We start from the raw sequence: 12,240 nt of genomic DNA on the forward strand, positions 1-12,240 counted from the left end.
GCAGCAGTAAGGACTTTTTACCCCTATGACCACGACCAACGACTCTAACAGCGGCAGTGCCGATACCCCCGAAAAAGAACCCACTCGAGCTACCCGAGGTACACGCACCAAGCGTTCCTCCTCGGCGGGTGGCGGCATCGTAAAAGCTAGCCCTGAGAACAGCGATGTCATGGTGCTGGCTGACAACACCCGCGTTGTCGAAACCGATACCCTACCGAACCATCGCCCCATTGCTTTGGGTACCTTTGAAGTTGTCGGCACCCTCGATCGCGCTGGCACTCGCCCGATTGGAGCCAATACCTTCGAAATTTCAACCATCGATACCCTGCCCGGACACCGCCCTGTGGCCGTAAGCACCCTGCACATCGCCGATATCCACACCCTGCCCGGCGATCGCCCCATCGCTCCTAACGATGAGATGGATCCTCCCCCCTCGATTCTGATGGGCTACCTCGACTAGACAGAACCCCCGCTCCACTAAAAAAGCTCCTCAATATTGAGGAGCTTTTTTAGTGAGTCATAAAAGACCGGGTGCCTACTGAGCTAGTCCAGAGTTTTCTGGGTTTTCACCAGGCACCCGGTCTTTAAGCGTAAATCTAAACAGTTGCCACAGTGGCGGCGACGGGATAGACGCTAACTTTCTTGCCGCTCTTGCCGCGACGCTCAAAGGTCACAACGCCGTCCACTAGGGAAAACAGCGTGTCATCACCGCCGCGCCCGACGTTTTCACCGGGGTGAATTTTGGTGCCCCGCTGGCGAATCAAAATGTTGCCCGCGCGCACGGTTTCGCCGCCATAGCGCTTAACGCCCAGGCGCTTAGCGTTTGAGTCGCGCCCGTTACGAGTACTGCCTGTACCTTTCTTGTGAGCCATGGCTGTGTTGTCCTTAAACCTACCTACTGTTCAATTTAGCGCGAGATGGGGAGCGGCGCGAGATAGAGATCTACTCGGCAGCAGCGACCGCCGTTTCTTCAGCCGGGGCGGCCTCAACGGCAGCGGCTTCGCCTGCGATCGCAGTGCCGTTCATCTCAATGGAGTTGATCATCACGCGGGTGAGCTCCTGGCGGTGCCCCTGCTTTTTGCGGGTTTTCTTTTTGGGCTGCATCTTGTAGACAATAATCTTGCGGCCCCGCAGGTGGCTAACGACGCTGCCCACCACAACGGCCCCCTCTACCACAGGCTGCCCCACCACAGCCTCACCGTCGTTGTCCACGAACAACACGCGATCTAGGGTTACCTGGTCGTCGACCTCAAGGGCCAAGCGATCGATGTCGTAGAAGCGGCCCGGCTCTACCCGGAGCTGCTTGCCACCAGCTTCAACAATTGCGTACGTCATTTTTACCTCATAACCGCCGTACAGGTGCCAACTGACCCCAGGGCTTCAGCTCCGTGAAGGTCGGCGTTAGCCTTAGGAACCTGATCCGAGCGCATAAACACAGTCTTTTATTATTCCAACTGGCTTCGCGCTCTGTCAAGGGGCCAGAGAAATTGGCCAGCCCAGCCAGACTTGAGCTACGGAGTTCTTTCGCCAGCAAAACGTCTCTTCTGCAACTGGATTGAGTGATTTCATCCTGATGGACCCAGTCGCGGCACGGAAAAGAAATTGGGATGTCTACATAGAACGAAAGTATGGACGTTTGGCTTTTGGCGGCTCAGCTCATGTTTAGCGGCGCGGCTAACCCCCCTGAGGGGGCTGGCACAGGCTGGGAAGGAGAGCCGAATGCGATCGCGGGTTTCCAAACGGCCTCGGCCCCAGACCAGGCGAATTCCACTGGCCCCAAGGGGGAACGGAACATGGCCGGGGTGGCCCCGGCGGCGGCCGAGCGATCGCTCTCGATGGGTGACGCCGTCAACGGCTGGCCCAGCCCCACTCAGGTGATGACGCCCGGTCGTCGCCCATCGCCATCGCCATCGCTAGATAGTGGCTATCTAAAGCCGGTTACCGGCTCGCAGCTTTACCACTTTCGGTTGGCAGTCGTTGCAGCCGGAGAGTTATATGCCCAGGCGAACCCCTATCAGTACATTGACCAATGGCAGCGGGCCTTTGTCTCCCCCACCGACGCCGACTGGCAACGGCTCTTGGCCGCTGAAGCTGCGACGATGGCCCGCCGCCAGGGGCAGGCCAATCTAGCCGTCATGGTGGGCGACTCCCTAGCCCTATGGCTACCCGTAGACGAGTTGCCCCCTGACCAGCTCTGGCTCAACCAGAGCATTTCGGGTGAAACCACGGCCCACATGCTCCGGCGGCTGCACTACTTTGCCGGCACCCGCCCTCAGACTATTCACATCATGGCAGGCATCAACGACCTCAAGAACGGGGTGCCCGAAGCCGAAGTGGTAGACAATCTGTATCGAATGATGGTTCGCCTGAAGCAGCAGCACCCCCAGGCTCAGCTGGTGGTGTATTCCATTTTGCCAACCCGGATCAACGCGCTGTCGAGCGATCGCATTCAGCGCGTCAATCAGCGCCTAGCGGCCCTGACCAGCCACCAGGGGGCTACCTTTGTGGATTTAAATCCTTCCTTTAGCGATAGCCAGGGCCTACTCCGCCTGGACCTCACCACCGATGGGCTGCACCTCAGCCCTGAGGGATATACCCTGTGGGAGACGGCCCTGGCCAGCTATTAGCAGGGTTTGGCCGGGTGCTCAGCGGTTGCCTGAGGGAGGCTGCTGAGGCCAGGGCGGCATTCTCGCCTGAGTTTGTGTGCTCAGGCCACGCCATAATAGGATCAACTACTGCCCTTTGCCCGAGCGAATACCTGTGTCTAAGCGATCTGCCAAACCCAAGTTGGGACGACTGAAAAAACTCGCCCCTACCGACTATTGGCAGACCCAGGTCGATTTTCAACAGTGGTTAACAGAGCCAGAAACCCTGGAGCTACTGGGCGAAGCGATCGGTCTAGAGCTCATCCTGCCTGAGGCAGAGGCGGCGCAAGCGGAGGGCTATACCCTGCTAGCTGACGCCGACGATGAGGCGCTGGTGGTGCTGGCGGCCCATCTCGATGCGATTGAAATAGCTGATTTGGGGGAGCTCTTAGCCTGGACGGCGATCGCAGGCGCAACAACTGTAGTGTGGATAGCCCCGGCGTTTTCTGCAAATGTGGCTTTTACCCTTGACTGGCTCAACCAGACTAGCCAGGTGACGTTTTTGGGTGTCGCTGTGGAGCTGTGGAGCATTGATAATGCGGCTATGGCGGCAAACTTTATGCCCACCTGCGGCGCTGTGGACGGCAGCGCTACCGAGTCTGAGGAATTTGACCCGGCAGAGGCCCAGGCAGAACTCCCCGGCGAGCCGAAGCCTGAACCCCTAACGGAACTCCAGCAGGAAAATTTAGACTTCTGGATTGGGCTCTGCGATCGCATGGATCGCCAGGGCAGCCTGGTCAAGCCTGGGTCGCCCTCCACGGCGGCAACCATGGGCTTTGCCATTGCCCGCGCCGGGTTTCGGCTCAATGCCATTCTCGATCGCGAGCACGGCAGCCTCTACACCGAGCTGCTGCTCTTGGGCATCGATGCCCAGCCCCACTTTCACCTGCTGGCCCAGGAGCGCGAGGCGATCGCCGACGAAATCGGCCTGCCCCTGATTTGGGACGGCACCGGCGAGCAGGCCTGTATGGTAGCCAGCACCCTGGCCGAGGTAGATCTGGGCGATCGCGATCGCTGGCCCGACTACCAGACCTGGTTTTGCGACTGCCTGGAGCGATTCTATGAAGCCTTCTCTGGTCGCATCAAGCAGCTGGATGCCAATGTCTATCAGCCCCTGCCCAAGAAGCGGACAGCGGATTTGACCGATGCTCTGGTTTTGCCAGCCCATCCGCGGAAGTAGCGGAGTGGGAGAGTAGGGGAGTGGGAGAGTAGATGGGTGTGACGCCGACGGCTGCCTGTCCCTGTGGAAGTGGAGAAATCTTCGAGCGATGTTGCCAGCTTTACCTGTTGGGTACAGCCAAGGCCCCGACGGCTGAGGCGCTGATGCGATCGCGCTATACCGCCTACCACCAGGGCACCATTGACTATCTAATTACAACTCACCATCCCACCCAACGGTATGCAGGGCAGCGGGCAGCCATTTTACAGAGCATGGCTAGCACGCGCTGGCTGGGGCTGCGAGTACTGGCCACCGAGGCAGGACAGGCCACCGACCGCCAAGGTGCAGTCGAGTTTGTGGCCTACTACGCAGATCCGAAACCCGGCCAGCTGCACGAGCGATCGCGGTTTGTGCGCCAAAAAGATCGCTGGTTCTACGTCGATGGCGATGCTCTACCGCCCCTGTTACCCAAACGCAGCGATCCCTGCTGGTGCGGCAGCGGTAAAAAATACAAAGCCTGTCACGGCCCCTGAGAAAAGAGTCCTGAGCGAAGGGTTAAGAATTATCGGCGACTTTGGCTCAGCCCAATGCCGGTATTCCATACTCAGAACCACGCTTTCCTCAGCTTAATCTGCGAGGATATCTTCCAATGCAGCCATGACAGATTCCACCCAGATCCAGCCTGCTGAGCCAGCCGTGGTGCTCTCCCCAGCGGTGATCGACCGCGTACAGGAAGGGGTTGCCATCTCCCAGAACCCCATTGTGCGCCAGTGCATCACGGCCGATTTGGCCGAGCTGAGCGCGATCGCAGCGGGCACCGCCGATCGGCGAGTCAGCGGTCGCTTTCGCCGCTGGGCTATGCGCCGGTTAATCAAAAGCTTCTTTCGGGTGCGCATCGAAAATCCAGAACACATTCCCACCCAGCCCAACGTGCTGACCGCCAACCATCTCAGCCACCTGGATCCGTTTTTGCTGCTGGCTTTTTGCCCTCCCTATCCCTACTACTACATCCTGGGCGATGCCCGCACGCTGTACAACAAACCCTGGAAGCGCTGGCTCATTGGCTGGGCCGGGGGCGTCATTCCCCTAGAGCGCTGGTGGAAGGAGGAAATAGCCGTCATGGCCGCCGCCGACAGCGGACGGGCCGACCTTCAATCCCTCGCTACCGAAATTCTCGACCACGTGCCCAACGGCAGCTCAATTCAGCAAATGCGGCAGATCGATCAGGCCGTGCAGGCGCTGCTGGCCCGAGGTGATGGCGTTATGCTTTTCCCCGAAGGCCGCCTGGGAGAGCAGGAAGGCCACATGCACCCGCTCAAGCGAGGCTCGGTGCTCTACGCCATGCGATCGGGGGTGCCGATCTACCCGGTGGCTATTATTGGCACCAAAACCCTCTACTTTCGCAAGCGGCTGACCCTGCGATTTGGGCCGCCCGTCCATGTGCCCCACCAGCCAAGGCCCAAGCGAGCGGCGATCGATGCAGCCCTGGCTCAGCTAGAGCAGGCCTTTCTGGCCTTGCTACCAGAAAACCCTCAAGAGCCCCAAGGGCCAAAGCTGCTCAGCCACTGGCTCAACCATCTGTTTTGGTAGCGCTGTGGTAGCGCTCTGCTTTGGTAGCGCTGGAGTCAACGGTCCACACCACCGCACCCCAGAACCAGGGCACTTTTTGAGCCCCCTGCCCTTGCCAGAATCCCGCACTCTAGTATCACCCTCGGTGAGGGTAGCGTCTCTATTTTTCTCAAAGCCCTTAACGAGACTTGAACTCGTGACCTCTCCCTTACCAAGGGAGTGCTCTACCGCTGAGCTATAAGGGCAAATTGTCGTGGTGGGCCGGGCTGGATTCGAACCAGCGTAGGCGTAGCCAGCGGATTTACAGTCCGCCCCCATTAACCACTCGGGCACCGACCCGCCCTATCCACGATTTATAATCCTAACATGTAAGGGGAATTAGTTTTGGTAGGCTAAAAAGTTTTCTCCCCTCAACGTTTTTCCCGCATGAGTAACAGCCGAGCTTAGTGAGCATAGACAACCCAGGCCAGCCCCCAGCCGACTAAAACCCCCAACCCACCAAAACGCACGGCCTGCCAAAAGGGTTCCTTCAAATTTTGCCAGCTGACGACCCGACTGGCCAGTTCCAGCTCAAAGCTGTCGGCCGCTTCCTGCAGGCGAGTCACTTCCGCCGCCGACCGCTGGGCATCAGCGGCGGGCACCTGGGCCTGGAGCTGCTGGAGCTGGACCAGGTTAGCCACACCCGCCTTGAGCTGGTGCAGTCGCACCTCCAACCCTTCGAGGTGGTGCATGAGTTCGGCTAGGGACTGGGGAGATGGTTCAGGGGTATCGCCTATCGATCCTTGCTGGCTGTGGTGCCGCTGCCGCCAATCGCCTGGGTTCATTGTGCACAATAGTTATGGTAATGATTTCTGCCCACGATATAGTAACCAGGGCAGGCTATATCTTCTAGTTAACCCCAACTGGTTTCGGTAACTATGGCTTTTTCCTTTGATTCGTCGATGACGCCCCAGACCCAGTCCACCAAGTCCACCGCCGAGATGACCACCCTGGAACTGGCTCAAATGCTGGCGGAGCGTCTAGCCATTAAGCCTGCCGACTGGCACCGACTCAACCGCGATCGCCGAGTGCGCGCCAGCGAGCAACTGGCTGCAGCACTGGTGTTCTTGCTCAAGCAAAACTCTGAGGAAGCTCTAGTGCGAGCTGAACAGGCCATCGGCTGGCTTGACCACAGCCTTCAGGCTCCGCCCTGCCCCACCCACGGAGAGCGCCGGGCCAATCAACCTGGCCAGCAAGGTGAATAAGATTGCACCCTTAGCGAATTAGCGGCAGTCGGCGGGGCTGCCGTACCACTTTACCCAAGTGGAGTTCGCAACCACCGTTGTACCAGGTGACCTGATCAAAAATTTGGTAAAGAATGTATAGCCCACGCCCACATTCTCCGGGATGGGAATGACAGTTACTATCTCTGGCTTCGCTACAGCTGGAGGGGTGGCTAAACCCGCTTCCCTGGTCTGCAATGACCCACCACAGGTGAGAGTTTGAAGCGGTGTACTTAACAGAAATGCACTTAGCCGGGTCAAGCCGATTGCCGTGCTTAGCTGCATTTACCAGCGCTTCCTGCAAACCAAGCCGTATCTCGGCTTGCCACGGGGCGGGTACATCTCTCAGCAAAAGCTCTAGTACAGGCTGCAAATACAGCGTTGATACAAAGCTTAGGGTGTCCCACTTTTGCTGCTGCGCAGATGGAGAAGTTGCAATCACTCAGGCCATCTCCAATGTCTTGAGTTGAATATCTGTGCAAACGCCTGGCTTAAAAACCAAGCATCAACTAATTAAAATCAATCTTGAACGACCAATAAATTATTTATATTTGTTATGGGTTGCCTTGGGCTAGCACTTATGCGTAGCTCTAAGCAGTCTTGGTCTTCAGCGGTTAGGATTAAGGCCATTACTTAAGCCGGAACCCCAGCCGTTGAAAGCGTACCGGAAATAGCAATACGACCACTTTTTAAGTATAGCAAACTTTGCCAGGGTCTCGTCAATGGCCAATTGGATTGCGGCAAAGTCACTGTTTCAGCGGTGTTTTATCTTGTTTTCTCTATCAGCAAACTTTGTCAAGACCTGCGAAAGCCTTTGATAAGCCATAGGAAAGCTTGCTCTGTGAAGCCCGATCTGGACTGCTTTGAAACAGAATATGAGGAAAAGATTACGCAATATTAAGCTGCGCAAAACAGTGAATCTTCTCGCTGAGAAATGAGAAATAGGCTGCGCTAGCTACTTAAATGCTGCCGGGCCGCGCCAGCCACAATGTCAGACTCATCGTTGGTAAGCTGACGCAGCGCGGTTTGGGCCTCTGGCTGTGAAAACTGGGCCAGGGCTTGTACAAGCCGATGGCGCACTTGCCAATCGGGATGGCCGACGTGGTTAAGCAGCAGCGGCAGGGCGCGGCTGTCCCCCAACTCGCCCAAGGCTCCAATAGCGGCGGTGGCAATCAGCTCGTTGTCAGAGGCGAGCGCTTCTTGGAGGAGGTCAAAGGCACTGGGTTCGCCCAGTTCGCCCAGTGCCGCCACAATGCTAAATTTCACGAGCCATTCGTCGGTGCTGTGGTACAGCGCGGCCAGATCGGGATAGGCACTTTTGAGTTTTAGCCCGCCAATAGTGTCAGCGGCGGCGGCCTGCACATCGGGTTCGGGATCGTTGGTGAGCGATCGCAGCAGCAGCGGCTCTACCGTGGCCAAATCCTGCTGCCCCAGGCTAGCGATCTGGCTAATGGCGGCGTAGCGAACTCGGGCATTGCCGTCGTTGGCGGCCAGCTGAACCAGTTCGAAAGCCTCGGTCGGATCTAGCTCGCGCATCTGATTGACCGCCCGCAGCCGATCCCCGTAGTCGTCGGAGTGCAGCAGTTCTCGAACCGAGTCTGGGGTAATAGCCATTTTGTAGAGATAAATACAAATCTGCTCTCTCTACTATCGGCCATTTTGGGGCCTGGCGATAGGGGGTGGGGGCGGGGGAGATGGGGAGGATAGGGGGATGGGGAAGAAAAGGCTCTCTACCTTCCTGATCTTCCTCATCTTGAGTTATGCATAGCTATTCGCCATTTCACGGACAATATCGCCGCGAGTGAGAATGCCAACCACCTGTTTTTCAGGGTTGACCACGGGCAGGCGCCGCACCTGTTTATCGTGCATGAGGTGAGCCGCTTCGCGCAGAGATTTATCGGGGGCGATGGTGACAACGCGATCGGTCATCACATCTTTGACCCGTTGCCCCAGGGCTTTGTGGAGTTCCTGGTTGTACTGGGTGGGGTTTTTGAGGTATATCACGCTGTCGAGCAGCATGATGTAGGCGGGCACATCGACTCCGGTGGTTTGCCACATCAGGTCAGACTCCGACAAGATGCCCACCAGAGCATTGTCTGTGTCGATCACCGGCAGTCCGCCGACGTGGTTGTCGGCCATGAGCTGGATGGCATCTTTCAGCTCGGCATCCGGGGGTACCGAGATCGGGTTTGGGGTCATTACATCCGCAACGGTTTTGGCCATAAATCTGGTTGATACGCTTTAAATTCATTCTAGAAAAGGTTCTTGGCTAACCGGTTGGCTGTCACAGGTCGTTACAGTAATGCTCTAGGATTTGGGCGCAGTGGGCGATCGCACCCAAATGGGCAATCTCGTAGCCGTGGGTATTGTCGGTGGGAAAGCTGAGGCAGGCGGCCCGCGACACATGGCCAAACTTCATGGCGATCGACCCATCGCTGCCAAAGCCGCTGATCACCGCCATTTGGATGGGCACGGTGTTCTGGGTGGCGGCCCGGCGCAGGTCAGCGTTCAGGCCCTCGTCGTAGAGTCCGTAGGCGTCCTGGCTGAGCAGCACCGGAATCTCCCCTGGCTGAATCGGGTACTCCGAAGCCAGGGGGCAAATTTCCAGGGCAATCAGCGCTTCCAGGCGATGGCGCTGGGAGAAATAGAGGGCACCGATCGCGCCCACTTCTTCCTTGGCCGAGGCCACCAGGTACACCGTTACGGGCGGGGACTTCAGGCGCTCGGCCAGCCACAGCAAAATCGCCAGGGAAGCCTTGTTGTCGAGGGTGTAGCTGGCGATGTAGTCGCCCATGGCAAAGGGCCGCTTGCGGTGCTTGCCCACCACCACCCGAGTGCCGGGGCGAATGCCGGCGTCGGCCAGCTCCTGGGGCAATCGCTTGGTTTCAATCCAGGCGGTTTCCCAGGTGACGGGCTTGCTCTCCTGCTGCGCCTTCTGGGGCGACTCGTGGGAAACATGGCGCGAGCCAAAGCTCAAAATACCGCTGATGGTGTGGTGATCCCCGAGTAAATCCACCACGCCCTCGCCGTACACCCAGGGAAACGCGCCGCCCAGCTTGCGCACCGACACCCGACCGTCGGCGTAGATGCTTTTGACCAGGGTGCCGATCTCATCTTTGTGGGCGGTAATGGCGATGGCGCGACTGTCGTCTTTGCCGGGGATTTTGGCAATCACGTTGTCGGCCTCATCCAGCCAGTGCTCGACCCCGAGATCGGCGAGCGCATCCATTAGATATTGGTTAATTTCCTCCTCGGCACCGCTGGGGGAGTGGCATAGGACCATTTCAGAAATGCGGGCGAAGAGATCGTCGTAGGGCATGGGGCTTGGGTCGGCGGGGTAGATGGATTTTTCTGCTTCCATTTTCGCACCCATCACCCCATCACCCCATCACCCCCGCACCCACATCTTCCCCAGTTCCCGTTAGCCAGCTCCCTCCCCTGGGCTTTCTAAAGACAACGAAAGTCTTCGTAAAGCTTGTGCATCTACTCCCTAAATCTCCTTGGGTGCGCTGGGGGATCGGGTTTGGGTTGGGGCTTCTGCTGTTTGTAGGAGTCAGTAGCCAGTTCCACAGCGAGGCTACGCTGCCCACGCTCGATCCACTACCGCAGGACCCATACATTCAGGCCTATTTCAACCAGAACCAGGCGGCGATCTACACCGACCCCTACCGCCACATTACCCGCCACGGCGACAATCTTGAGCAGGTGGTGGTAGATGCGATCGCCACCGCCCAATCCTCCATTGATGTAGCCGTACACGAGTTTTCGCTGCCGGGGATCGCCCATGCGTTGGCCAATCGCGCAGCGGCCGGGATAGAGGTGCGCGTGGTGGTAGAGAACACCTACAGCACCCCCGTGGCGAAGCGGGGGAATCCAGCCACATTCGCCCAGCTTGATGAGCACGCTGCGGCTAAGGCCAGCGATCTATACGCCTTTATCGACGCCAACCAGGATGGCGTGCTGAGCGACGGGGAACTGCGCGATCGCGATGCCCTGACGATCCTCTCCCAGGCGAATATTCCCCTCATTGACGACACCGCCGACGGCAGCAAAGGCAGCGGCCTGATGCACCACAAGTTTATGGTGGTCGACGGTCGCACGGTGGTGACAGGCTCGACAAATTGGACCCTTAGCGGCACCCACGGCGATTTTACCAATCCCGACAGCCGGGGCAACACCAACAGCATGGTAGTGATCGACAGCCAGCCTCTGGCCCGGCGCTTTGCAGAAGAGTTTAGCTACCTGTGGGGCGACGGCCCCGACGGCCAGCCCGACAGTCTGTTTGGGCTGCAAAAGCCTCACCGCACCTCGGCCCTGGTCTCTACCCCTGGATCGGTGCTGGAGGTGCAGTTTTCTCCCACGTCTAAGACTCAGCCCTGGGCGCAAAGCGTCAACGGGTTAATTGCCAAAACCCTGGGCCAGGCCACCCGGAGCGTTGACCTGGCCCTGTTTGTGTTTTCTGAGCAGGCGATTAGCCATCAGCTGCTGCCGGTGGCCAATCGAGGAGTGCCCATTAAAGCGGTGATTGACCCGGAATTTGCCTACCGCAGCTACAGCGAAGGACTCGACATGCTGGGAGTAGTCCTGCCCGACAACCGCTGTAAAACCGATGGCAGCGTTCCCTGGGCAAAGCCCATCACCACCGTTGGCGTACCAGTGTTGCCCCCTGGCGACAAGATGCACCACAAGTTTGCGGTGCTCGACCAAAGCATCGTGCTGGTCGGCTCCCAAAATTGGAGCCAGGCTGCCAACACGACCAATGACGAAAACCTGCTGGTGATTCGCAACGCCACCGTAGCCGCTCACTTTGAGCGCGAATTTCAGCGTCTGTACGACGGAGCAGAGCTGGGGATGACTCCACAGCTTCAGCATGCGATCGCCCAGCAAACCGAAAAATGTGGACATTGAACCGAGCAACTGGTCTAAATCACCCATAGCTAAGGTTAAATATCCCACGAAATAATCCTGAGGACTATCCAGAGGACAGGTTCCTGGGCGATACTTAAGCAACATCCTGAGGATTGTCCAGAGGATAGCTATGAATCCTGGGGAAATTGATCGATATCCAGTCAATCAGCTGCAAGACCGTTATAGTCTCGCCCGCAGCGCCGTGTATAAACGCATGGAGCAGCTGGGCATTGTGCCAAAGAAGGTAGGACAGCGATCGTACATCGGCGCTCAGGAGCTTCGGCTCATGGACGAACTGCATGTCTTTATCAATCAGGGGGGTAACGCCGCTGAATTTATAGAGGCGCGCGGGCTGCGGCAGCAGCCAGGCAACAACGGCAACGGGCAGTCTGGGACTGGGTCTGACCTAACAATCACCCCTAATGATTTTGGGGGCATGATTGGCGCTCTGGCTGAATTGATGGGGCGGATGGGGTTCGGGCAACCCGACCCGGTGCAGTATTTTGAGACCCTCGAAAATGCGGCTAGAAATGGTTGGCTATTTAGTACCAGCGAACTGGCTGGGCTGCTGGATTTATCGCCTAGGGAAGTGGAAGGTTACGGCGATCGCTTTGCCGAGGCCGGGTTTGTCTTCAGCCGCTCAGGGTATCGAAAAAATGGCGAGATTGCCTGGAAGGTCACAAAGCGTTTAAAATAA

Annotated in this window: 15 protein-coding genes and 2 tRNA genes; 8 read left to right on the plus strand and 9 right to left on the minus strand. The window is 57.9% G+C overall.

Going from position 1 to position 12,240, the window contains the following annotated elements:
* Positions 1 to 25: 25 nt before the first annotated feature.
* Complete coding sequence (locus LEPTO7104_RS0110930; RefSeq protein ID WP_017298618.1) at positions 26 to 460, plus strand: hypothetical protein; 435 nt, start codon at positions 26 to 28, stop codon at positions 458 to 460.
* A gap of 136 nt (positions 461 to 596) precedes the next feature.
* Here LEPTO7104_RS0110930 and rpmA read toward each other — a convergent pair whose 3' ends face one another.
* Both rpmA and rplU read right to left on the minus strand, forming a co-directional pair.
* Complete coding sequence (rpmA, locus tag LEPTO7104_RS0110935) at positions 597 to 872, minus strand: 50S ribosomal protein L27 (RefSeq protein WP_017298619.1); 276 nt, start codon at positions 870 to 872, stop codon at positions 597 to 599.
* A 70-nt stretch (positions 873 to 942) separates the two neighbouring features.
* Positions 943 to 1,335, minus strand: coding sequence for a 50S ribosomal protein L21 (gene rplU, locus LEPTO7104_RS0110940; RefSeq protein ID WP_017298620.1), 393 nt, complete (start codon positions 1,333 to 1,335; stop codon positions 943 to 945).
* Positions 1,336 to 1,628: 293 nt separating this feature from the next.
* Here rplU and LEPTO7104_RS33485 point away from each other — a divergent pair, with 293 nt between their 5' ends.
* The 4 genes from LEPTO7104_RS33485 to LEPTO7104_RS0110960 all read left to right on the plus strand — a co-directional run bounded on the left by LEPTO7104_RS33485 (position 1,629) and on the right by LEPTO7104_RS0110960 (position 5,394).
* Complete coding sequence (locus LEPTO7104_RS33485) at positions 1,629 to 2,627, plus strand: GDSL-type esterase/lipase family protein (RefSeq protein WP_017298621.1); 999 nt, start codon at positions 1,629 to 1,631, stop codon at positions 2,625 to 2,627.
* A 133-nt stretch (positions 2,628 to 2,760) separates the two neighbouring features.
* Positions 2,761 to 3,825, plus strand: coding sequence for a DUF4268 domain-containing protein (locus LEPTO7104_RS0110950; RefSeq protein WP_017298622.1), 1,065 nt, complete (start codon positions 2,761 to 2,763; stop codon positions 3,823 to 3,825).
* A gap of 32 nt (positions 3,826 to 3,857) precedes the next feature.
* A complete protein-coding gene (locus tag LEPTO7104_RS0110955) occupies positions 3,858 to 4,337 on the plus strand; it encodes a YchJ family protein (protein ID WP_026072586.1) in 480 nt (159 codons plus the stop codon).
* A 124-nt stretch (positions 4,338 to 4,461) separates the two neighbouring features.
* Positions 4,462 to 5,394, plus strand: a complete 933-nt coding sequence (locus LEPTO7104_RS0110960; RefSeq protein WP_017298624.1) for a lysophospholipid acyltransferase family protein — start codon at positions 4,462 to 4,464, stop codon at positions 5,392 to 5,394.
* 152 nt (positions 5,395 to 5,546) lie between these two features.
* Here LEPTO7104_RS0110960 and LEPTO7104_RS0110965 read toward each other — a convergent pair.
* The 3 genes from LEPTO7104_RS0110965 to LEPTO7104_RS0110975 all read right to left on the minus strand — a co-directional run bounded on the left by LEPTO7104_RS0110965 (position 5,547) and on the right by LEPTO7104_RS0110975 (position 6,197).
* Positions 5,547 to 5,618: transfer RNA gene (locus LEPTO7104_RS0110965), tRNA-Thr, on the minus strand.
* Positions 5,619 to 5,627: 9 nt separating this feature from the next.
* Positions 5,628 to 5,712 (minus strand) — tRNA-Tyr (locus LEPTO7104_RS0110970).
* A 104-nt stretch (positions 5,713 to 5,816) separates the two neighbouring features.
* Entirely contained in the window at positions 5,817 to 6,197 is a 381-nt protein-coding gene (locus tag LEPTO7104_RS0110975) for a sll0565 family protein (protein ID WP_017298625.1), read from the minus strand.
* Positions 6,198 to 6,314: 117 nt separating this feature from the next.
* Here LEPTO7104_RS0110975 and LEPTO7104_RS0110980 point away from each other — a divergent pair, with 117 nt between their 5' ends.
* Entirely contained in the window at positions 6,315 to 6,617 is a 303-nt protein-coding gene (locus LEPTO7104_RS0110980; RefSeq protein WP_040696502.1) for a DUF6439 family protein, read from the plus strand.
* A 10-nt stretch (positions 6,618 to 6,627) separates the two neighbouring features.
* Here LEPTO7104_RS0110980 and LEPTO7104_RS38170 read toward each other — a convergent pair whose 3' ends face one another.
* The 4 genes from LEPTO7104_RS38170 to LEPTO7104_RS0110995 form a co-directional block, all read right to left on the minus strand.
* Entirely contained in the window at positions 6,628 to 7,077 is a 450-nt protein-coding gene (locus tag LEPTO7104_RS38170) for an ATP-binding protein (RefSeq protein ID WP_071527219.1), read from the minus strand.
* Positions 7,078 to 7,586: 509 nt separating this feature from the next.
* On the minus strand, positions 7,587 to 8,249 hold the full coding sequence (gene nblB, locus LEPTO7104_RS0110985) for a phycobilisome degradation protein NblB (RefSeq protein ID WP_017298627.1): 663 nt from the start codon (positions 8,247 to 8,249) through the stop codon (positions 7,587 to 7,589).
* Positions 8,250 to 8,393: 144 nt separating this feature from the next.
* Positions 8,394 to 8,858 (minus strand): CBS domain-containing protein, encoded by a 465-nt coding sequence (locus LEPTO7104_RS0110990; RefSeq protein ID WP_017298628.1) that lies wholly within the window; start codon positions 8,856 to 8,858, stop codon positions 8,394 to 8,396.
* A 61-nt stretch (positions 8,859 to 8,919) separates the two neighbouring features.
* Positions 8,920 to 9,954, minus strand: a complete 1,035-nt coding sequence (locus tag LEPTO7104_RS0110995) for a M42 family metallopeptidase (RefSeq protein WP_017298629.1) — start codon at positions 9,952 to 9,954, stop codon at positions 8,920 to 8,922.
* Positions 9,955 to 10,163: 209 nt separating this feature from the next.
* Between LEPTO7104_RS0110995 and LEPTO7104_RS0111000 the strand changes: the two genes are divergently transcribed.
* Positions 10,164 to 11,543, plus strand: a complete 1,380-nt coding sequence (locus LEPTO7104_RS0111000; RefSeq protein WP_225886964.1) for a phospholipase D-like domain-containing protein — start codon at positions 10,164 to 10,166, stop codon at positions 11,541 to 11,543.
* A gap of 130 nt (positions 11,544 to 11,673) precedes the next feature.
* Positions 11,674 to 12,240, plus strand: a complete 567-nt coding sequence (locus LEPTO7104_RS0111005; RefSeq protein ID WP_017298631.1) for a hypothetical protein — start codon at positions 11,674 to 11,676, stop codon at positions 12,238 to 12,240.

The sequence above is a fragment of the Nodosilinea nodulosa PCC 7104 genome (assembly GCF_000309385.1).
Classification (GTDB): domain Bacteria; phylum Cyanobacteriota; class Cyanobacteriia; order Phormidesmidales; family Phormidesmidaceae; genus Nodosilinea; species Nodosilinea nodulosa.

What these genes read in the sequence shown, in the direction of transcription:
- LEPTO7104_RS0110930 (WP_017298618.1), top strand. Translation starts at nt 26, where the DNA reads ATGACCACGACCAACGACTCTAACAGCGGCAGTGCCGATACCCCCGAA.
- LEPTO7104_RS0110995 (WP_017298629.1), bottom strand. Translation starts at nt 9,954, where the DNA reads ATGCCCTACGACGATCTCTTCGCCCGCATTTCTGAAATGGTCCTATGC.
- rplU (WP_017298620.1), bottom strand. Translation starts at nt 1,335, where the DNA reads ATGACGTACGCAATTGTTGAAGCTGGTGGCAAGCAGCTCCGGGTAGAG.
- LEPTO7104_RS33485 (WP_017298621.1), top strand. Translation starts at nt 1,629, where the DNA reads ATGGACGTTTGGCTTTTGGCGGCTCAGCTCATGTTTAGCGGCGCGGCT.
- nblB (WP_017298627.1), bottom strand. Translation starts at nt 8,249, where the DNA reads ATGGCTATTACCCCAGACTCGGTTCGAGAACTGCTGCACTCCGACGAC.
- LEPTO7104_RS0110990 (WP_017298628.1), bottom strand. Translation starts at nt 8,858, where the DNA reads ATGGCCAAAACCGTTGCGGATGTAATGACCCCAAACCCGATCTCGGTA.
- LEPTO7104_RS0110955 (WP_026072586.1), top strand. Translation starts at nt 3,858, where the DNA reads ATGGGTGTGACGCCGACGGCTGCCTGTCCCTGTGGAAGTGGAGAAATC.
- LEPTO7104_RS0111005 (WP_017298631.1), top strand. Translation starts at nt 11,674, where the DNA reads ATGAATCCTGGGGAAATTGATCGATATCCAGTCAATCAGCTGCAAGAC.
- LEPTO7104_RS0110960 (WP_017298624.1), top strand. Translation starts at nt 4,462, where the DNA reads ATGACAGATTCCACCCAGATCCAGCCTGCTGAGCCAGCCGTGGTGCTC.
- LEPTO7104_RS0110975 (WP_017298625.1), bottom strand. Translation starts at nt 6,197, where the DNA reads ATGAACCCAGGCGATTGGCGGCAGCGGCACCACAGCCAGCAAGGATCG.
- LEPTO7104_RS0110980 (WP_040696502.1), top strand. Translation starts at nt 6,315, where the DNA reads ATGACGCCCCAGACCCAGTCCACCAAGTCCACCGCCGAGATGACCACC.
- rpmA (WP_017298619.1), bottom strand. Translation starts at nt 872, where the DNA reads ATGGCTCACAAGAAAGGTACAGGCAGTACTCGTAACGGGCGCGACTCA.